Below are 20,013 nucleotides of genomic sequence, written 5' to 3'. Positions count from 1 at the left end.
CTACAGCGGTGCGGCGAGCGCGGCAGCGAGCCGATCGAGCCCGGCGGTATCGGCGGGCAGGCCGAACCTGAGCAGATCGTCCGCCCAGTCGAACCTTCGACACCAGATCCGCTGCTTCGCCAAAACCTCATGCAACCGATGCGCCTCGGGGTGACGCGCCAGCCGGAACAGCGGCGTGCCGCCGACGGTGTCGAGGCCGGCGCCGCGCAGCACCTCGTCGAGCCGCGCCGCCTGTTCGCGCAACTCGTCGCGCGTCTCGATCGCCCAGGCCTGATCGCGCAGCGCCGCAGCGCCGATCCGCAGCGCCGGCCCGGAGCAATTCCACGGCCCGAGCGCGAGCGCAATCCGCCTCGCAATTACCTCACCCGCGATCGCAAACCCGAGACGCACGCCGGCAAGGCCGTAGAACTTGCCGAACGAGCGCAGCACAACGATCGGCAGCTCGGGCGTCAGCACGGCCGCAGTGAAAGACGGATCGACATCGGCAAAGGCTTCGTCGATCACCAGCCAACCGCCACGCCGGCGCAGCTGTGCGGCGGCACGGCGCAAGGTCTCGGGTTCGACGATGCGGCCGTCGGGATTGTTCGGACTCACCACCACCGCGTGGCGGGCCTGTTCGGGAATCTCATCGAGCGACGCGATGCCGACAAGCTCCCGTCCGGCATTCCGCCAAGCCAGCGCATGCTCCGCGTAAGTCGGTCCGACGATGGCGACACCGCCCGGCGCTGCGAGATACGGCAGCCATTGAATCAGTCCCTGCGTGCCGGCGGCAGCGACGATGCCGGACTCCTCCGGCACCTCGTAGGCTTGGCGCGCGGCATCGTACAGCGCAGTCTCGTCGGCCTGCGACGGCAGACGCTCCCAAGCATCCGCGGCAACGTCTGGGATAGGCCAGGGACGCGGATTGATGCCAGTGGAGAGATCGAGCCAGTCGGCAGCATCGCCGCCGTGCCGCGCTATCGCCGCCGTAAGATCGCCGCCGTGCTTCATCACCGTGTCTTGCCACCATCGCGACCAAAGCGCGAGAGGCTCGGAGGCTTTTTAGCCGGATTGATGATGCTGTTAGTTGCGAGTCTCGCAACTGACGCGAGCGCAACCGCTGCGCCCAAGGTGGTATCGATCAATGCCTGCACCGATCAGTTGCTGCTGACGCTCGCCGACCCCGATCAGATCCTCGGGCTGAGCCCCTATGCACGCGATGCCGATCGCTCCTTCCTTGCCGCACAAGCAGCGCGATTTCCGCAATTGTCCGGCGAAGCCGAAGACGTGCTGATGCTGAAGCCGGACTTCGTGGTCGGCGGCCGATACACCAAACGCGCGACGCGCGAACTCCTGAAGCAGATGGGCCAACGCATCGTCGAGTTCGATTCGGTGAAGACGATCGACGAGTCCAAAGCGCAGATCCGGCAGATGGCCGATCTTCTGGGCCATCCCGAGCGGGCCGACGCATCGATCGCTCGTATTGACGCTGCGGTGGCGCGCGCCAAACAGGCCGCGTCGCGAACGAAGCTCACTGTGCTGCCGCTGGCGCGGCGCGGTTGGGTATCGGGGCGCGACAGCCTGATCAGTACGCTGCTCGACACTGTCGGGCTGCGCAATGCTGCGAGCGGCCTCGGCCTGCAGCGCGGCGGCTTCGCGTCGCTGGAAGCGGTGGTGGCGTTACGGCCGGACTTTCTGCTGATCTCGGAAGACAGCGATTTCGCCGAGGACGAAGGCCGTGCCTTCGTGCTGCATCCGGCGCTGCAGCGCTTCTATCCGCAGTCGAAGCGCATTACGGTGCCGGAACGGCTGACGGTGTGCGGCGGGCCGATGCTCGCCGACGCGCTCGACCGGCTGACCGAGGAACTGATCCGCGTGGAGCGTTGACATGTTGGTGGATTTCCACGCGCTGCTGATCGTCGTGGTGGCGCTGGTGCTTGATGCGCTGATCGGCGATCCCGATTGGCTGTGGAAGCGGCTGGCGCATCCGGTGGTGCTGATCGGCACGATGATCGGCTGGCTCGACCGCACGCTCAACCGCGACGATTGGTCCGAAACGACCAAGAAAGTCGCCGGCATCGTCGCAGTCCTGTTCCTGATCGCGGTCGCCGGCCTGGTCGGGCTGCTGCTCGAAGCGCCGCTGCGCCAGTTGCCTGGCGGCTGGGTGATCGCGGCCGTGCTGGCCGCAACGCTGATCGCGCAGCGCAGCCTCTACGACCACGTCGCACGGGTGCGCGACGCCTTCGCGTCCGGCGGCCTGAAGGAAGCCCGCGAAAAAGTGTCGCTGATCGTCGGCCGCGATCCGCAGACGCTGGACAAAGCCGGTGTCTGCCGCGCCGCGATCGAATCCAGCGCCGAGAATTTCTCCGATGGCGTGGTCGCGCCGGTGTTCTGGCTGGCGCTGCTCGGGCTGCCGGGTCTGCTGATCTACAAGACCATCAACACCGCCGATTCGATGATCGGACATCTGACGCCGCTGCATCGTTCGTTCGGTTGGGCCGCGGCGCGACTTGATGACGTGCTGAATCTGATTCCGGCACGGCTGTCGGGTCTACTGATCGCGCTGGTGGCACCGATCGTCCGCGGTTCGGTCAAGCAAGCAATCGCCGTGATGCGGCGCGACGCCGGCAAGCATCGCTCGCCGAATGCCGGCTGGCCGGAATCGGCGATGGCCGCGGCGATCGGCGTCGCGCTGGCGGGCCCTCGCAGCTACGGTGGCAAGATCACCGACGATCCTTATCTCAACGCCGGAGCACGCAGCGAGGCGACGCCGGCCGACATCGGCCGCGCACTGCGGGTGATGATCGCAGCTTGCGCGCTGCAGGCCGTGATCTACGCGGCGCTGGCGTTCGTGCTCTGACGGCTCCGCGCCATCCTGATCATCCGGTCGACATCGAGATGCGCTTCGAGATGATCGGCTAGGGCCTCCAACGCGGCTTCGATTTGCGCCTCATAGGCGAGCTGCGAGGCGATGCCGAGATCAGCAAGCCAAGCACGGCGGAACTCGTCGTTCGTAAACAGGCCGTGCAGATAGGTGCCCTGCACCCGGCCGTCGCTTGAAATCGCACCGTCGGGCCGGCCGTCGATCGTCACCACCGGCCGCGCGCAATCCGGTCCCTCGGTGCGGCCAAGATGAATCTCGTAGCCGTCGACCGGTGCGCCGGTCGCAACATGGGCACCGTGGACCAATGTGGTCGACTTGTCGCCCTGCATGATCGTGACGGTGTCGAGCAGACCGAGCCCTTCGACCGTGCCGGGCGCGCCGTCGACACCATCCGGATCGGCGATGCTGCGCCCGAGCATCTGATAGCCACCGCACAGCCCGAGCAGATGACCGCCGCGGCGGACATGCGCGGCGATATCGATATCCCAGCCCTGTGCACGCAGAAACGCGAGATCACCGAGCGTCGACTTGCTGCCGGGAATGATCACCACGTCGGCTTCGGCCGGGATCGGCGTGCCCGGCGGCACGAACAACAGCTTGACGCCCGGCTCCATGCCAAGCGGATCGAGATCGTCGAAATTAGCAATCCGCGCCAGCATCGGCACGGCGATGATGCGCTTTGCCGCCGAGGCCTGCGCCCGGTCGAGATCGACCGCGTCCTCGGCCGGAAGTAACGCCGCGCTCGGCAGCCACGGCACCACGCCGAGCGACGGCCAGCCGGTCAGCTCGGTAATCGCCGTCAGCCCATGATCGAACAGCCGCGCGTCGCCTCGGAATTTGTTGATCAGATAGCCAGCTACCAGCGCCCGCTCGGCCTCGTCGAGCACCAGATGCGTGCCAGCGAGGCTTGCGATCACACCGCCACGCTCGATGTCGCCGGCAATCACCACCGGCACGTTTGCGGCCTGCGCGAAGCCCATATTGGCGATGTCGCCGGCGCGGAGATTGATCTCCGCCGGCGAGCCGGCGCCTTCGACCAGCACGATGTCGGCCTCGCGTGCGAGCCTCGCGAAGCTGTCGAGCACATGCGGCAGCAGCGCCGCTTTCTTGTCGAGGAAGTGCTGCGCGCCGAGCCGGCCGAACCGTTTGCCTTGTACGATCACTTGCGCGCCGGTGTCGGTCTCCGGCTTCAGCAGCACTGGATTCATATGCACCGTCGGCGGCAGTTTGGCCGCGCGCGCCTGCACCGCCTGCGCCCGGCCGATTTCACCGCCATCGACCGTCACCGCAGCATTGTTCGACATGTTCTGCGGCTTGAACGGCGCCACCTTGAGCCCCCGCCGCACCAACGACCGGCACAGCCCAGCCACCAGCGTCGACTTGCCGGCATTGGAGCAGGTACCCTGGATCATGAGGGCGGGGGTGATAGTCATCGCAGCTTTCTCATCACGTGGCCGTCATTCCGGGGCGCGCCGACAGGCGCGAACCCGGAATCTCGAGGAGTTCTGCACTTCTGGATTCCGGGTTCGCCGCTGCGCGGCGCCCCGGAATGACATATTTGGGGCTCTGCCGCGCGCTCAAAACTCCACGCCCTTCTGCGCCTTCACGCCGGTCCGGAACGGGTGCTTCACCAACGTCATATCAGTCACGAGGTCTGCGATCTGGATCAGCGCCGGGTGGGCGTTGCGGCCGGTGATCACCACGTGCTTGTCGGCCGGCTTCTCATCGAGCAGCACCGCGACGATTTCTTCGATCGGCAGATAATCATAGCGCAGCACGATGTTCAGTTCGTCGAGCAGCACCATGCGATGACGGTCGTCGCGGATCAATTCCTTGGCGCGCTCCCAGCCGGCGCGCGCCGCGGCGATGTCGCGTTCGCGGTCCTGTGTCTCCCAGGTGAAGCCCTCACCCATGATGTGCAACGTCGCAAGCTCCGGAAACTTCGCCAGCAGCTTGGCCTCGCCGGTGTTCCACTTCTCCGACTTGGTGAAGTGCACCACGCCGACCGGCATGCCGTGGCCGATATGGCGGAACACCATGCCGAGCGCGGCCGAGGTCTTGCCTTTGCCGGTGCCGGTGTGGACGATGATCAGCCCCTTGCTGTCGGTCATTCCCTCCAGCTTCTTGTCGTGCGCGGCTTTCCGCTTCTTCGCCTTTTCGGCGTGGCGGACGTTTTCGTCGCGGGCGGGCAGAGGATCGGTCATGCAGCTTCCTTGGGAGTGAGAATTTCGGCGAGCAGGTCGGCCGCTCGGTTGGAACGAGGCGTCCACAGCCCGCGGCGGATCGCCTCGTCGAACCGCGCCACGATATCGCGCAGCGCCGCCGGATTGGCGTCGCGGAGAAACTCGCGCACCGCGTCGTCTTCGAGATAAGCGGCGAACAGCAGGTCGAAATGACGGTTGCCGACGGCGTCGGTCGAAGCCGCAAAGCCAAACAGATAGTCCACGGTGGCGGCGATCTCGGAGGCGCCCTTGTAGCCGTGGCGCATCACGCCCTGAATCCACTTCGGGTTGGCGGCGCGGCCCCGCACCACGCGAGAGACCTCATGCGCAAGCGTCCGCGGCAGCGGCGCTTCGGGCCGCGACGTGTCGACATGGGCGATCCGGGGTGCCTGCCCGCGCAGACTTTCGACCGTTGCGGCGAGACCGCCGATGAACTGGTAGTAATCGTCGGAATCGAGAATGTCGTGCTCGCGATTGTCCTGCGCCTGCGCCACCAGATCGACCGCCTTCAGCCGTGCCGCGAACGCATCGGCGGCCTCGGCACCGTCCTGCCCCGCCCCATAGGCATAGCCGCCCCAGGCAAGATAAGCGCCCGCAAGATCATCGCGATTATTCCAGCCGCCGTCATCGATCATCGCCTGCAGCCCGGCTCCGTACGTGCCCGGCCGCGCGCCGAACACCCGCGCGCCGGCTTGCTTCTTCGCCAGCTCGGGATCGACACCCGTTCGAACTAATTGGTCGATGCGGAGGCGGACCTGCGCAGCGATCGGATTGGCGTCATCAGGTTCGTCGAGCGCCGCGACCGCTGCAATTGCGCTGGCAATCAGGTCCATCTGCACCGGGAAGGCGTCGCGGAACAGTCCGGAGACGCGGAAGGTGACATCGACGCGCGGCCGCCGCAGCTCCGACAGCGGTACGATCGCAAAACCGGTCACGCGGCCGGTGGCATCTTCCCAGGTCGGCCGCGCACCGATCAGCGCCAGCGCCTGCGCGACATCGTCGCCGCCGGTGCGCATATTGGCGGTGCCCCACGCCGACAGCGCGATCGAGCGCGGCCATTCGCCGGCCTCCTGCCAATAGGATTCGATGAGCCGCTCGGCGGCGAGCTGGCCGATCCGCCACGCCGACGGCGTCGGCACCGCGCGGACATCGACCGCGAAGAAATTACGCCCCGTCGGCAGCACATCGGGCCGGCCGCGGGTCGGCGCGCCGGAGGGCCCCGGCCGAATGAACCGCCCGTCGAGCCCGCGCAGCAGCGCGTCGCGCTCGGCATCGCCGGACGCCTCGATCGCTGGACGCAGCGATGTGGCGATCCAGTCGAGCACGGGCTGAGTGTGAGGCAGTCTCTCCTCATCGCCCGCAGGAGAGGGTGAAGCTTGATGAAGAGCCGACACCAACCGCAAGGCCAACGCTTCGACGCGCTCGACGGTGTCACCATGGGTCCGCCATGGCCGATCGCTCAGCTCGGCGAGGACTGTTGGGCGCGGTCCGGCATAGGGCACAGCCAGATCGCGGGTCAGCGGATCGAATTCGGTCCCGTCGGGGTTGGTGAGTCCGAGGTCCCGCGCCAGCACGCGATGCAGCGAGGCATCCTGCGGCTTCAGTTCGGAGCGCGGCAGACGCGCGATCGACACCAGAAGTTCGTCGCGCGGGGCGGCGAGCGGCGTGCGGCCGAACACGTGCAGGCCGTCGCGAATTTGCATCTCTTTCAGATCGCACAGATGCGCATCGATCGCGCGCAACGCATCGAGCGTCGCGGTGTCGCGATCGATCGCCACGTCTTCGTCGAGCCGCGTCGCCCGTGCCAGCGAAATGATGTCCTCGGCGATCGCGTCCGCGCGTGTCGGATCGAGATCGGCCGCCATCGCATATTCGTCGACCAGCGCTTCCAGCCGCGCCATCTCGTCATGCAGCTCGGCGCGTGTCATCGGCGGCGTCAGATGATCGACGATCACCGCAGCGCTGCGCCGCTTGGCCTGGATGCCCTCGCCGGGATCGTTGACGATGAACGGGTAGAGATGCGGCAGCGGCCCGAGCAGCGCAGTCGGGAAACAGTCGCGCGACAGCCCGGCGCTCTTGCCCGGCAGCCATTCGAGATTGCCGTGCTTGCCGAGGTGGATCGCCGCTTCGGCGCCGAACACCTGCCGCAGCCACAGATAGAACGCCACATAATGATGCGGCGGCGGCAGCTCGGGATCGTGGAAGCTGGACTTCGGATCGATTGCATAGCCACGGGCCGGCTGCACCCCGACCAGGATGTTGCCGAAGCGATGCAGGCCGAGACGGAAGGCCCCATCGGCCACATGCGGATCCTGCTCGGGCGCGCCCCACCGCGCGGTCACCGCATCGCGCACCGCCTGCGGCAACTCCGCGAACGCCGCCGCGTAGTTCGCCACCGGCCAGTTCACGCCGCCGTCCCGATCAGCGCGGCCCTTCAGTTCGTTGGTCGGGCCGCGCTGCAGCCGCTCCATCAGCGCCGCCGTGTCGGCCGGCAGCTCGCGGGTGAGATAGCCTTCCGTCCGCAGCGTGAACAGCAGGTCGTGCAGCGATTGCGGCGTGTCGAGGCCGACGCCGTTGCCGAGCCGGCCGTCGCGATTCGGATAGTTGGCGAGCACGATGGCGACGCGGCGTTGGTCGCGCGGCTGATGCCGCAGCCGCACCCAGGCCTGCGCCAGATCCGCGACCGCATCGATCCGGTCCTGCAGCGGCTGATACACGGTCGGGGCGAATTCGGCGTCGCCGCCGCGCTGCTTGAAGGCCACGGCGCCGGCGAAGACACGGCCGTCGACCTCCGGCAGCACGACATGCATGGCGAGGTCCCGCGGATTGAGACCGCGGCCGGATTGCTCCCAATGCTCGCGCGTCACCCCGGCCTGCGCCACCTGCAGGATCGGGCAATCCGCCGACGCCAGTACCCCGGAATCGTCCGTGGCGGTGGCGGTCGCAAACGCGGTGGCATTGATGATGACGTCCGGCGGCGTCGCGGCGAGCACGCTGCGCAGGAACGCGATCGAGCGCGCATCCTTCAAGCTGGTCACGAAGATGCAGGTTGGATCGAAATCGCGCGCAGCCAGGGCGTCACGCAGCGCCGCGATCGCCGCGGTGTCGCCGCTCGCCGCCAGCGCCCGATAAAAGATCACTAACGCGCGGCGGCGCTGCGATGGCAGGGGCTCGGCCGGCCAGACCCCTGCGGCCGGCATCGGCCGCGGCGGCGGCGGGCAGTCGTCGCGCAGGATCATCCAGGCGGCGTAGCGCAGCGCTAAGCGGATGTTCTCGGCGCCGCCCTCGCTGCAATAGCGCCACAGCGCGTGAGCATCGTCGAGATCGGCGGTGCTACGCGCAGCCAGCTCCGCATTCCACTCCATCTCGCCCGGAATACAGACGAACTGCGCGCCCCGCGCCAGCGCATCGCGCCGCAGGCTGTCGACGCCATGCGGCCAGTAGGCCTCGCCACCGAGCATCCGCAGGATGACGAGCTTGGCTTTCGCCAGCGTGCGCTCGACATAAAGATCGACCGAGGCCGGATGGCCGAGCGCCAGAAAATTGGTGAGCTGGAGCGTCGGATAGTCGTCCGGCATTCCGGCCCGCGCAGCACCGAACGCCGCAAGATCGCTGTCGGCCGCCGACAACACCACGATATCGGCCGTCGCCTGACCAAGATCGCGCGCGACATCGCCGTCGTCGATGCTGACGCTGGTGTCGAGCTTCAGGTGCATCTGGAGCACCGTTGCTGTGCGACCACCCTCTCTACGTCATTGCGAGCGAAGCGAAGCAATCCAGACTCGGGGCCGATGCCCCTGGATTGCTTCGTCGCTTCGCTCCTCGCAATGACGGGGAGAGGCATATGAACTACCCCGCCAGCGCGCGGCGGGCGGCGTCGGCGTCGAAGCCTTTGAGGCCGATTACCACCAGATGGTCGGGACGCTCGGCATCGGGACGGGCGAAGGCGAGATCGATGCGCGAGCCGACCGCCTGCACCACGACCGGGGCCGGCTTGCCGGCGACCCGAGCATGGCCCTTGACGCGCAGCACGCCCTCGAGCCCCAGCGCATCGCCGACGCGCGCCTTCATGGCGTCCAGCGTCTCCGCCGGCTGCGGCGTGATCACCAGCGAGTCGAAATCGTCGTGATCGTGCTCCTCGCCTTCGGCATGATGGCCGGCGCGGGATGCAAGATCATTCTCGGCTTCGGCATCGAGCCCGATCAGCACCGACGGCGCCAGCGTGCCATGCGAGCGGACGATGCGGACGTTCGGCCGCACCCGGCTCGCCAGCTTGGCTTCGAGCGCGGCAAGCTGGTCGGGCGCGACCAGATCGCTCTTCGACAACACCACCAGATCGGCGCAGGCGAGTTGGTCCTCGAACACTTCCTCGATCGGATCGTCATGCGTGGCGTCGCGCTGCGCCTTCACCGCATCGTCGTCGAGCGGCACCCGGCCTTCGCTCAGCGCCAGCGCGTCGACCACCGTGACGACGCCGTCGGCGGTGGCGCGCGTCTTCACCGCGGGCCAGGCGAACGCCTTCAGCAGCGGCTGCGGCAGCGCCAGCCCGGAGGTTTCGATCACGATCGCGTCGAGCGGCGTGTCGCGGTTCAGCAGCTTTTCCATCGTCGGGATGAAATCGTCGGCGACCGTGCAGCAGATGCAGCCGTTGGTGAGTTCGACGATGTCGCCCGGCGCGCACACCGACGCGCCGCAATCCTCGACCAGCGAGCCGTCGAAACCGGCATCGCCGAATTCATTGACGATCACCGCGATGCGGCGGCCGCTCGACTGATTGAGCAGCGCGCGCAGCAGCGTGGTCTTGCCGGCGCCGAGAAAGCCGGTGAGCACCGTGACGGGAACGCGGGCGGTCATGAACTACTCTCCTGATTGGCGTTTCAGCCACAGCGGCAGGCCGGCGGCGATGAAGGCGACGTGGGGCACGGCGGCAGCGATAGTCTGATTGAGGCGGCCTTGCGCGTCGCGGAAGGCGCGGCCGAGCGGTGTTTCCGGCACCAGGCCGAGGCCGACTTCGTTGGAGACGAGCACGATCGGACCGGCGGCGACGCCGAGATAGCGCGCCAGCCGCCTCGCCTCGACCTCGGGATCGCGGCCGGCTTCCATCAGGTTGAACAGCCACAGCGTCAGGCAATCGACCAGCACGGCGCGGCCGCGGCCGGCGTGCTGGGTCAGCGCATCGACCAGCCCGAGCGGCTCCTCTATCGTGGTCCAGCCGTCACCACGGCGGGCGCGGTGATGCGCGATGCGATCGGACATTTCGTCGTCGCTGGCGGTGGCAGTCGCGAGATAGATCCTGGCGAGACCGCTGCCTGTGACCAGCCGTTCGCCGAACACCGATTTGCCGGAGCGCGCGCCGCCGAGCACCAGGGTGGAGATCAGCGCGCTCATGCCGGCGCCCGCCCATCGTCGGGAGACCATTGCGGCGGCGGCAGGCGGACGACGGTGCCCTTGCGCAGGACTTCAGGTCGCTGCCGCCACGGCACCAAACCGTAGTGACTGTCCTGATAGGAGGCCACGAACGTCGCCACCGCGTCAGCGCCGCCGGCGCCATCGAGATCACCGAACACGAAGGTGTAGCCGCCTTCGCTCGACACCGCGACGGTGGCGGCACGCTTGCATGCGGACAGGCACTGCACGGCGCGCACCTGCACCGCGCCGGCGCCGGCCAGCGCGGCGCGGACGGCTTCCAGCATCGGTGCACCGACGGCGACGCCGTCGATCGTCTTGCAGGTGGTGCAGACGCTGACCATCACCGGCGCGCCAGGCAGCATGCGCGGCGGGTCGGCGCTCACATCGGCAGGGGGCTCGGAATCCATCGGGCTCGAATCATCGCGTCAGCTATCGAGCTTTGTCGGAACGCGCGGGAGAGGCCTTTGCCGTCCGCACTGCTTCCGTCCGGTGCACCCCGCCCCGACGACCCTTCAAAGCACAATACGCGATGGCAGGTCTCCTGGCTCGCGAGTCGCCGCCATTCGCCGCCTTCCCAGGAATTCCCAGTGGCCTCGGCGATGGCTCGTCGCTTACAGTTGCGGGGGCAGCTCCGGGATCGAGACGCACCGCGTCTCCCACCGGCTTCCCTTTTCACCTTCCTTGCGGAAGGACCATCGTCCGGCACGCTAGCTGCGACGCTGTTGCGGGTCAACAACGCGAAGGTGGTGTTGACCGGGCTTGCGCGTTTGCCTCAGTTGCGCGCCTTGCCGAACCAAAGGACCATCTGATGCCGACCGAAACCCTCGTCACCTGGCAGCCGCCGTCGATCACCCCGGTCGACCCGTCGCTGAAAGCAACCTTGCGGGCGCGGGTGGACGGCAAGGCCAAGCCGCTCGGCTCGCTCGGGCGGATCGAAGACCTCGCGATCGAACTCGCCATGATGCGGCACCCGCAACCGCCGCAACTCGACAACGCGGTGCTGATGGTGTTCGCCGGCGACCATGGCCTGACCGAAGAAGGCGTGTCGCAATATCCGTCCGCCGTGACGGTAGCGATGGTGATGACCTATCTGGCCGGTAAGGCCACCGCCAACGCATTCGCAGCCGCCAACCATGTCGACGTCCGGGTGATCGACGCCGGTGTCGCCGCCGAGTTGCCGAAGCATCCCGATCTGATCGACGCCAAGGTGCGGATGGGAACCGCCAACGCGGCGCGTCAGCCGGCGATGAGCGTCGCGGAGGCGTGCCAGGCACTCGATCGCGGCGCCGAACTGGCACGCGCCGAGATCGCCGCGGGCGCGGACGTGATCGCGCTGGGTGAGATGGGGATCGGCAACACGGCTTCGTCGTCGCTGCTGCTGCACCGCCTCGGCCCGGCGCCGCTCGATCAGAGCATCGGGATCGGCGCCGGCCAGGATGCTGACGGCATGGCCAAGAAGAAGGCGGCGATCGAAAAGGCGGCGATGCGCAGCCCCGCCACCGCACCGCTGGAGGTGCTGGCCGAGTTCGGCGGGCTGGAGATTGCCATGATGGCGGGCGCGGTGCTGGGCGCCGCCTCGCAGCGCCGGCCGGTGATCGTCGATGGCTTCATCGCCACGGCCGCGGCGCTGGTGGCGGTGCGGCTGGCGCCGGAAGCCCGCGATTATTGCGTATTCGCCCATCGCTCGGCCGAACGCGGCCATGATCTCGCGCTGCAGGCGATGGATGCCGCGCCGCTGCTCGATCTGCGGCTGCGGCTCGGCGAAGGCACCGGCGCGATCCTCGCCGTGCCGCTGGTGCGCGCCGCTTCGCGGCTGCTCACGGACGTCGCCGATCTCGCCGACGTGCTGGCGGGCAAGCTGTGAGTACGGTGCTGAACAAGATGGCGGCGATGACCGATCCGGCCGAGATCGCAGCCGCCAACGCCAACCCGCCGGTGTTCGACGAAGCGTTTCGGGAGAAGTTCGCCGAGCTGATCGCGTGGCGCCGCGACGTCCGCCGCTTCACGACCGATCCGGTCGCGCCGGAGCTGATCGATCAGCTGCTCGACCTCGCCCAGCTCGCCCCATCGGTTGGTAACAGCCAGCCGTGGCGCTGGATCAGCGTCGACTCGGCCGAGATGCGGGCGCGGATCCGCACCAACTTCCTGCGCTGCAACGAGGTGGCGGCGAGCGCGTATCAGGGCGAGCGTGCGGCGCTGTACGCCAAACTCAAGCTCGAAGGCATCGACGTGGCGCCGCGGCAGTTCGCGCTGTTCTGCGACCGCGAGACGGCGCAGGGCCTCGGCGTCGGGCGCCAGACCATGCCCGAAGCGCTCGATTACTCCGTCGTGGCGATGATCGAGACGTTCTGGCTCGCCGCGCGGACGCTCGGCCTCGGAGTCGGCTGGGTATCGATCCTTGATCCAGAGGCGATCACCACCGAGCTCGACGTGCCGGCGACCTGGAAGTTCATCGCCTATCTGTGCGTCGGCTGGCCGGTGGAACACCACGTCGACCCGGAACTGGTGCGCCATCACTGGCAGGACCGCACCACCGCAGGCCGCATTGTGCTGTCGCGCTGAGTTCCATCGGTGCGCGGGCGCACCGAGTGTCCGCGCTGTTTGTTGATCGTTAAGGCAAGATCGCGGCGAGAGCCGCAATTTGCAAGAAATCGTCACATTCGCGCGTCAGGACTCCGTCCGCGTTTCCGATAACGGAGGACCGGACATGCGAACTACCAACCTTTGGACGACCGCTTTGTTTGCCGGCGCGCTGGTCGCGTCGAGCCTCTCTGCCGCACCGGCGTTGGCGCGCGGCCAGCAAGATCAGCGCAACGCTGGCGAGGCCGCAGCGACGGCGTCGGGATGCAGCTCCTACGAACGCGCACCCGACGGATCATGGCGCCAGATTCCCTGCCTTTCGAGCGGACCGGCCGCCGCGATTACGCGCAGCTCGTCAAGCCGAAGCTCAGAAGCCAGCAATTGATCACAGCGCCTTCAAGACAACCGGCGCGGTCTCGGTCGTCCTGGCCTTTACGCTTCAGTCCCGTCGCTGCTGATGACCGGAGCAATCCGGCATCAGCAGCGAACGGGATGGCATCTGCTCGGACTTAACGCCCGAACAGTCCGGTGATCGTCGTCTTCGCCAGGGTGTGGAAGTTGAGATCGAAGCCGACCAGCGCTGGCATCGCGGTAGCGCCTGCGTTCGGCAGCTTTTCGACGTCGACCGCGAATACCGTGATCTGATAGCGGTGCGGCTTGTCGCCCGGCGGCGGGCACGGGCCGCCGTAACCGGGCACGCCGAAATCCGTCAGGCCCTGGATCGTGCCTTCGGGCATCAACCCCTTCGCGATATCGCCCGCGCCCTTCGGCAGCGACGTCGTCGTGGCCGGAATGTTGAACACCACCCAATGCCACCAGCCGCTGCCGGTCGGCGCATCGGGATCGTACATCGTCACCGCGAAGCTCTTGGTGCCGGCGGGCGCGTCGCTCCAGCTCAGCGCCGGCGAGACGTTGGCGCCGGTGCAGCCGAAGCTGTTGAACAATTGCTCGTGGGCGATCGTTGCGCCTTCGGCGATGTCGGGACTGGTGAGCTTCATGGCCTGCACTCCTGCCGCATGCGGGCGCGCACGCCGGCTGGCGCGCAGCGCACGTCATCGGGTCGCTGATGTCGTGGTCCCCGCCGGGCGGCGAGGCGGCGCGATGCTAGCAAGCCGAAACGGGGGACGGAAGCTCATGCGCGGCTCGAGGCCGGCGACAAATCCGCCGATTATTCCGGCTTGGCAGCCGGCGCCTTGCGGGACGGCCTCAGCAGCAGCGGAAAACCGGAAAAGAAGGTGTTGGAATTGATCAGCAGCGGAATGCCGAGCCATTCTGACACGGTCCGCGGACCGCTGCGCAGCTCCTCACGCCGGGCCTGAGGCGGGGCCGGCCGCGCCGGTGATGCCGCTGGCGCCGACTTGACCGCCTGCGCCGCAGGATCGGGGGCCGGCTGGACTTCAGTCTTCGCCGGCTGCGCGGGAGCCGGCGCCGCAGAGCCAGCGGTGCTCGTCGCGCCCGCCTCTTTGCCGCCGTGCCGTTCGAGAATGCCGCTGGCCACGAGTGCCGACCCGAACGGCGGCTCGACCCGAACCACGGCCCCGCCGCCGCTCGGACCGCGGCGATCGGGCACCTCGACCAGTTCGACCCGGTTGAAGCCGCGCTGCTTGAGTTCGGCGACTGCGGCCTTGGCCTGTGTGGCGCTGTCGAAGGTGCGGGTGATCTGCGTCATGTCTGGCATGCCTCGGAGGGTTGCTCGTCGGCGTGCAAACGACCTGAAGCGCAGGATCGTTCCTTTTCGGGCAGACACGGCGTCCCGAGTGGGGAGCCCCCGGCCGGCTAAGCGCAGACGTCCGGCATGCAACAGCCGCCGCAGCCACCCTTGCCGTCGCACATCGGAGCCTCCGGCCCGCCCTTGGCGGGCTTGGCGATCAGCGACAATTGCTGCTCGAGGCTGGTGCTCTCGCAGGACGGGCAGACTGCGGATTCACCGGAGAACAGCAGCGTCTCGAACTGGTGACCGCATTTGTTGCAGACGAAGCCGTAAATCGGCATGACGGACCTTCCGAAGCTGACTGGGAACCACTTGCGCCTAGCAAACAACCGGCGCGGCCTGCAACGCGTCGGATCAAATCGAAGCCAAGGAGCGACGCGATGGATCAGGGCGAGGCCTGCGTGGTGATGGTGACGGCGCCGAACAAGGAGGAAGCGGAACGCTTGGCAGTCGCAACACTCGAAGCCAGGCTCGCCGCCTGCGTCCAAATCCAGGCCATCACCAGCCATTATTGGTGGGACGGCAAGATCACCAGCGACGCCGAGCAACTGCTGCTGTTCAAGACGCTGCCGACGAAGTTCGCCGCCCTGCGCGACCTGATCACCTCGCTGCACTCCTACGATACCCCGGAGATCATCCAGCTCCCCGTGACCGCCGGCGCAGAGAAGTATCTCGGCTGGATCAGGCGCGAGACCGGGGCGTAGGGCTCACCCGCAGCCACACCGGCGGTTCGCCGCCCGCGGCCAGCGCAGCGCGAATGGTGCGGGCAGATACACGAGAGGGCCAGCGCAGCAGATGACTACGGCAGTGCGTGCAGTCGGTCGCGCCGAATCCGTCGATCGGTACCGGAAGAAATCCCAGCCGTTCCACCAGGTCGCATTCATTGCCGAGAGCGACGGCCCAGGCGCCTTTGACCTGGCCGGCCGTGGTCAATTGATCGACATGCCAGCGGATCGATTTGTCCTTGCGAAAATGCCGCGCCAGCCGGGCCTGCAGTCCGCCCGGACCATAGGCCGAACCGCAATACAGATAACGCCCAGGCCGAAGCCGCGCCGACAGGCCGCCGCCGAGCCGGACCGTGAGCGGCGCGGCGATCGCGATCGCCACCACATAGGCGCCGGGGCCTGCCGGACAGGCGGAGAGCGACACACTGGTCATCGGGTCGTTGTGAGCGCACCGGCGCCGGCCGGTCAACCGTGGGCTTACGCGGCCTGCGACTGCCCCTTGTCCCGCGCCCGGCGACGTTCGGGGCCGGTATAGCCGGCGTCGCGATTCTTGCGACGATCGAGCACGCCGGTGCGCAGGCTGTGAAAGAACTCGGTGACCTGATGAGACAGCCGACCAGCCTGCTCGGCGAGATCGCCGGTCGAATGCAGCACGCTGGCGGCGGACTGGCTGGCCTGCCCCACTGCGTCGCTGACGGTCGAAATGTTGTCGGCCAGCATCGAGTTGTCGCGCGCCGCACTTTGAGCGTTTTCAGAGATTTCGCGCGTCGCACTGCCCTGCTGCTCGATCGCCACCGCGATCGTCGCGGTCACCGCGCTGATCTCACGCATGGCGTTGCCGACGTCGCGGACCGCCTCGACCGCGCTCCGGGTCGAGGTCTGGATCGCAGTGACCTCGCTGGAGATATCGGCGGTCGCCTTGGAGGTCTGCTCCGCCAGCGCCTTCACTTCGGCGGCGACCACCGCAAATCCGCGACCAGCCTCGCCGGCTCGCGCCGCCTCGATCGTGGCATTGAGCGCCAGCAGATTGGTCTGCGCCGCGATCGCCTGGATCAGCCCAACCACCGCCCCGATCCGCTCGCTCATCGCCGCCAGCCCCTCAATCTCGTTGACTGAGCGCTCGGTCCGGCTGTCGGCGGTCCGCACCACATCGGTCGCCTTGGCGATCTGGCGTGCTATCTCGCCGATCGACGCCGATAGCTCCTCCGCCGCGGCCGCGACGGTCTGCACGCTTTCGGAAGCCTGCTGCGATGCACCGGCGGCAGCCGCCGCCTGCCCGGAGGCTTCGGCGGCGACGTCGTCGATCGACTGCGCGTTGTTGCGCATCGTCGCAGCGTTGTCGGTCACGGCGCGCAGCATGTCCTCGATCGATGACCGGAATGCCTCGACGGCTTCGTTGACCTTCGCCTTCTGAGCATCCTCGATCCGGGCGCGCTCGGCTTCCTGCGCCTCGGCGTCATGCTTGGCCTTTTCGACCGCCTTCTCTTTGAAGATCTCGACGGCGTGGGCAACTTCGCCGACCTCATCGCTGCGGCCGAGCCCCGGCGGCACCACCGTGAAATCGCCGTTGGCGAGCCGGTTCATTCCCTCGGTGAGCGAACGCAGCGGCCGCGAGATGCTGCGGCTGAGCAATGCGCCGGCACCGAGGGTCAGGACCAGGACCCCAAGACCGATGGCCAGCGCCCATTCGCGCGCCTCCTGCATCGCCTTGACAGAGGCGCTGCGGTCGACGCCGAGCACCGAGACGCCGATGGCTTCGCCGGCATAATCACGCACCGGGGCCAGCATAATCGTCTGATCCATCGAGCCGATATGCATCGCTTGCTGCGCCGACTTATCGCGCAACGCGGCCGCCATCTGCTCGGCGCCGATCACCGGGTCGGTCTCGAAGGTTGAGGCGTATCGCTGGAAGCCGTTGGGAGTCTTCAGATACAAGGCGACGTCAGCGCCGGTGCCGCTCTTGAAAGCATCGAAGAAGCGGCTGCCGAGCGTCATCCCGACCTCCACCGAACCGATCGGCTTGCCGTCCTTGAACACTGGCGAGACACCGCGGATACCGAGTCCCTCGACACCATTTTCCAGTCCGCTCACCGGCTTGCCGCTGGCGTTGACGGCCACGACAGTCTTGCGGATCGCCGACAGATCATCGCCGAACTTTTCCAGCTTGTGCAGCCGCACGAACGACGTCGCAGGCGCGGTATGAAATTGCATCTGGACGACGCCGTGTGTCGCCTGCAACTGCTGGAAGGTCGGCTGCAGCATGCGGATCAACCCATCGCGGTCGCGGCTTGCGAAGACGTCCTGGATCGCGGTGTTGCTCGCCAGCGAAGCCGCCAGCGCAGCGGCGCGCTGTTGTGAGGCCGCCATCTGCTGACCGAGCGAATCCTGCAGCCCATTTAGTTCGCGTGCAGCTGCTTGCTCGGTCATCCGCGCTGACAACACAATGTTACTGATCGTGGTTGCGGCGACAGCCGTCACCACACTGGCCGCCAGCGCGATCGAAAATCGCAAACCGATGGTGAAACGAAAGGGGCGGCGCTGGGCGTTACTCATTCTATGTACCTCGGCACTCACGACCCGCATCGCTGGATCGTCATTCCACAGCGGCGCTGTGAAGGCCGCTGATGACGCCCGTGGTAGGACCGCGATCTTTACACAACGATTAAAATAGTTCCGGTGCTTGGTGCTCAGGTCAGGCCGAACGAAGACTGGACGGCGACCTGATCACAGGCGCGATTTTGGGAGCTGTCTTGCGCTGAACGGCAAGCGCCTCGCCAACGAATTTGGCTTATGCGACCGTCCTTTTCTCGATTGCTAATCGATTCACCGGAATGACGACGCAACGATTCAATCGAAAACAATCTTTGGCACCGATCCCCGCGTCACAACTCACGTCATGAACGGGACGCTCGAATGACGAATGCAAATTCGAGGGGCGCGGCGCGCTAACGTCGACGAAAGTTCTAGATATTTGTCGCGCGCATAGCGGACGACATTACCTCACACAACGTCCGCCCCGATCAAACTGATCGAGCACACGATCCTAATGCTTGGTCGGGACCTGGCTGAGCAGGATGCGCTTCAGTTTGGCGCGCGCGTGCATCTCGGTGGCGGACTGCATCACCAGCCCCTTGGGCGCATCGCTGAGAGCTTCGGCCTGCGCCCATTCGGCGGCGGCGAGCCATTCCAACTCGTCGGGCGACAGGTTGCGGAAGGGAGCTGGGTCGGCGACCTTCATGGCGATTTCCTCATAGGGGCGATCCCGGCTGCTTCGGCTCCGATCGCTTGTCGTTATGGAGATCAGCTTAGGGCGATGCTGGCCCAACAACAACTGCGACATATCCGGCCGTCGCAAACGTTAGTTGCAAATGCAAAGCTAATGCGATGTTGACGCGCTCGGTTGCAGTGGCCACCATCGCGGTGGATAGCTGAGTCTCAGGTTCGTCCGACCTGTGTGTGTTTATCCCTCCTTCGATTCTGCTCGACATGACTGATCTGCGATCCTATCGCGCACCGTGGTGGTTGCCCGGCGGCCATCTGCAAACCATCTGGCCGACGCTGTTCGCGCAGCCACGGGCCTCGCAAGCCATCAAGCTCGTCCGCGAACGCTGGCGAGCGCCCGACGGCGACTTCATCGATATCGATCATCTGCCCGGGCCCGACCATGCGCCGTGGCTGGTGCTGTTTCACGGCCTCGAAGGATCGTCGGCGAGCCGCTACGCGATCGCATTTGCGCAGGGCGCGCTCGCGCGCGGCTGGCGGCTGTCGATTCCGCACTTTCGCGGCTGCTCGGGCGAACTCAATCTGGCGCCGCGCTCGTATCACTCCGGCGACTTCCAGGAAGTCGGCTGGCTGCTGGCGCGAATTCGCGACCGCGCCGATGCGCCGGTGCTCGCCGCCGGCGTCTCGCTCGGCGGCAACGCGCTGTTGCGCTGGGCGGAGGAAGCCGGAAGTGGTGCCGCAGAGATCGCGCGCGCAGTGGCGGCGGTCTCAGCCCCGCTGGATCTCGTGGCCGCCGGCGCCGCGATCGATAGCGGCGTCAACCGCCTGATCTATACCCGGCATTTCCTGCGCACGATGATTCCGAACGCGCTCGCGAAATGGCAGCAGCATCCGGGGCTGTTCGATCGCGACCGCGTGCAACGGGCAACGACTTTGCGTGAATTCGACGATGCCTTCACGGCGCCGCTGCACGGCTTTGCCGGTTTCGATGATTACTGGACCCGTGCCTCTTCCAAGCCGCATCTGCACAAGATCAAGATCCCGGCTTTGGTCGTGAACGCGCGCAACGATCCGTTCGTGCCGGCCGCCTCGCTTCCGACACCGGACGACGTCGGCACGATGGTGACGCTCTGGCAACCCGATGAAGGCGGACATGTCGGCTTCGCCACCGGTCCCTGGCCCGGCCGGGTCACCGCTATGCCCGAGGCAGTCAGCGACTGGCTCGGCTCTATCCTCAGTGGCTAGAAAGCTTCATTCATTGATTGAAGCGGACTGACCCTC

General features: G+C 66.9%; 19 protein-coding genes and 1 riboswitch. Of the genes, 6 read left to right on the top strand and 13 right to left on the bottom strand.

Annotated features, from left to right (window positions below; genetic code table 11):
- A complete protein-coding gene (cobD, locus tag VRZ08_RS04610) occupies nt 1–990 on the bottom strand; it encodes a threonine-phosphate decarboxylase CobD (protein WP_414531718.1) in 990 nt (329 codons plus the stop codon).
- A 63-nt stretch (nt 991–1,053) separates the two neighbouring features.
- Between cobD and VRZ08_RS04605 the strand changes: the two genes are divergently transcribed.
- Both VRZ08_RS04605 and cbiB read left to right on the top strand, forming a co-directional pair.
- The gene (locus VRZ08_RS04605; protein WP_414531717.1) at nt 1,054–1,866 is read left to right on the top strand and encodes an ABC transporter substrate-binding protein; all 813 of its coding nucleotides are present in this window, start codon (nt 1,054–1,056) and stop codon (nt 1,864–1,866) included.
- A 1-nt stretch (nt 1,867) separates the two neighbouring features.
- Entirely contained in the window at nt 1,868–2,839 is a 972-nt protein-coding gene (cbiB, locus tag VRZ08_RS04600) for an adenosylcobinamide-phosphate synthase CbiB (RefSeq protein WP_414531716.1), read from the top strand.
- On the opposite strand, the gene VRZ08_RS04595 is transcribed toward cbiB, so the two are convergent.
- From VRZ08_RS04595 to VRZ08_RS04570, 6 genes are all read right to left on the bottom strand, one after another.
- On the bottom strand, nt 2,812–4,296 hold the full coding sequence (locus tag VRZ08_RS04595) for a cobyric acid synthase (protein WP_414531715.1): 1,485 nt from the start codon (nt 4,294–4,296) through the stop codon (nt 2,812–2,814). The genes cbiB and VRZ08_RS04595 overlap by 28 nt on opposite strands.
- Before the next feature lie 144 nt (nt 4,297–4,440).
- Nucleotides 4,441–5,067, bottom strand: a complete 627-nt coding sequence (gene cobO / locus VRZ08_RS04590) for a cob(I)yrinic acid a,c-diamide adenosyltransferase (RefSeq protein WP_414531714.1) — start codon at nt 5,065–5,067, stop codon at nt 4,441–4,443.
- Nucleotides 5,064–8,801, bottom strand: coding sequence for a cobaltochelatase subunit CobN (cobN, locus tag VRZ08_RS04585; protein ID WP_414531713.1), 3,738 nt, complete (start codon nt 8,799–8,801; stop codon nt 5,064–5,066). Before cobN ends, cobO begins: the two co-directional genes overlap by 4 nt.
- 133 nt (nt 8,802–8,934) lie before the next feature.
- Nucleotides 8,935–9,939: a cobalamin biosynthesis protein CobW gene (gene cobW / locus VRZ08_RS04580; protein WP_346296367.1), complete on the bottom strand. Its 1,005-nt coding sequence runs from the start codon at nt 9,937–9,939 to the stop codon at nt 8,935–8,937.
- Between the two features lie 3 nt (nt 9,940–9,942).
- Nucleotides 9,943–10,473 (bottom strand): bifunctional adenosylcobinamide kinase/adenosylcobinamide-phosphate guanylyltransferase, encoded by a 531-nt coding sequence (gene cobU / locus VRZ08_RS04575; RefSeq protein WP_414531712.1) that lies wholly within the window; start codon nt 10,471–10,473, stop codon nt 9,943–9,945.
- Nucleotides 10,470–10,901: a DUF1636 domain-containing protein gene (locus VRZ08_RS04570; RefSeq protein WP_414531711.1), complete on the bottom strand. Its 432-nt coding sequence runs from the start codon at nt 10,899–10,901 to the stop codon at nt 10,470–10,472. Before VRZ08_RS04570 ends, cobU begins: the two co-directional genes overlap by 4 nt.
- Nucleotides 10,902–11,007: 106 nt before the next feature.
- Nucleotides 11,008–11,206: riboswitch (cobalamin riboswitch) on the bottom strand.
- Between the two features lie 96 nt (nt 11,207–11,302).
- On the opposite strand from VRZ08_RS04570, the gene cobT reads away from it, so the two are divergent.
- Together cobT and bluB are read left to right on the top strand one after the other, a co-directional pair.
- Nucleotides 11,303–12,358: a nicotinate-nucleotide--dimethylbenzimidazole phosphoribosyltransferase gene (gene cobT, locus VRZ08_RS04565; RefSeq protein ID WP_414531710.1), complete on the top strand. Its 1,056-nt coding sequence runs from the start codon at nt 11,303–11,305 to the stop codon at nt 12,356–12,358.
- A gap of 26 nt (nt 12,359–12,384) precedes the next feature.
- Nucleotides 12,385–13,056, top strand: a complete 672-nt coding sequence (bluB, locus tag VRZ08_RS04560) for a 5,6-dimethylbenzimidazole synthase (protein WP_414531830.1) — start codon at nt 12,385–12,387, stop codon at nt 13,054–13,056.
- Between the two features lie 527 nt (nt 13,057–13,583).
- On the opposite strand, the gene VRZ08_RS04555 is transcribed toward bluB, so the two are convergent.
- The 3 genes from VRZ08_RS04555 to VRZ08_RS04545 form a co-directional block, all read right to left on the bottom strand.
- Nucleotides 13,584–14,072, bottom strand: a complete 489-nt coding sequence (locus VRZ08_RS04555) for a YbhB/YbcL family Raf kinase inhibitor-like protein (protein ID WP_107342895.1) — start codon at nt 14,070–14,072, stop codon at nt 13,584–13,586.
- A gap of 170 nt (nt 14,073–14,242) precedes the next feature.
- Nucleotides 14,243–14,743, bottom strand: a complete 501-nt coding sequence (locus tag VRZ08_RS04550) for a hypothetical protein (RefSeq protein ID WP_414531709.1) — start codon at nt 14,741–14,743, stop codon at nt 14,243–14,245.
- Between the two features lie 107 nt (nt 14,744–14,850).
- Complete coding sequence (locus VRZ08_RS04545; RefSeq protein ID WP_107342894.1) at nt 14,851–15,066, bottom strand: FmdB family zinc ribbon protein; 216 nt, start codon at nt 15,064–15,066, stop codon at nt 14,851–14,853.
- Between the two features lie 99 nt (nt 15,067–15,165).
- Between VRZ08_RS04545 and cutA the strand changes: the two genes are divergently transcribed.
- Nucleotides 15,166–15,489 (top strand): divalent-cation tolerance protein CutA, encoded by a 324-nt coding sequence (gene cutA / locus VRZ08_RS04540; protein WP_011156274.1) that lies wholly within the window; start codon nt 15,166–15,168, stop codon nt 15,487–15,489.
- On the opposite strand, the gene VRZ08_RS04535 is transcribed toward cutA, so the two are convergent.
- The 3 genes from VRZ08_RS04535 to VRZ08_RS04525 all read right to left on the bottom strand — a co-directional run bounded on the left by VRZ08_RS04535 (nt 15,467) and on the right by VRZ08_RS04525 (nt 18,748).
- Nucleotides 15,467–15,943 (bottom strand): GIY-YIG nuclease family protein, encoded by a 477-nt coding sequence (locus VRZ08_RS04535; RefSeq protein ID WP_414531708.1) that lies wholly within the window; start codon nt 15,941–15,943, stop codon nt 15,467–15,469. The two genes, cutA and VRZ08_RS04535, sit on opposite strands and share 23 nt — an antisense overlap.
- A gap of 44 nt (nt 15,944–15,987) precedes the next feature.
- Nucleotides 15,988–17,937, bottom strand: a complete 1,950-nt coding sequence (locus tag VRZ08_RS04530) for a cache domain-containing protein (protein WP_414531707.1) — start codon at nt 17,935–17,937, stop codon at nt 15,988–15,990.
- 616 nt (nt 17,938–18,553) lie between these two features.
- Nucleotides 18,554–18,748 carry a hypothetical protein gene (locus VRZ08_RS04525; protein ID WP_264054199.1) on the bottom strand — a complete coding sequence of 65 codons (195 nt, stop codon included), beginning with the start codon at nt 18,746–18,748 and terminating at the stop codon, nt 18,554–18,556.
- A 248-nt stretch (nt 18,749–18,996) separates the two neighbouring features.
- Between VRZ08_RS04525 and VRZ08_RS04520 the strand changes: the two genes are divergently transcribed.
- Entirely contained in the window at nt 18,997–19,977 is a 981-nt protein-coding gene (locus VRZ08_RS04520) for a YheT family hydrolase (protein WP_414531706.1), read from the top strand.
- Nucleotides 19,978–20,013 lie beyond the last annotated feature (36 nt).

The sequence above is a fragment of the Rhodopseudomonas sp. G2_2311 genome, from assembly GCF_047501505.1.
GTDB classification, from domain to species: Bacteria; Pseudomonadota; Alphaproteobacteria; order Rhizobiales; family Xanthobacteraceae; genus Rhodopseudomonas; species Rhodopseudomonas palustris_H.
The sequence above is the reverse complement of the archived record's forward strand: the minus strand, read 5'-3'. Positions and strand labels throughout refer to the sequence as shown.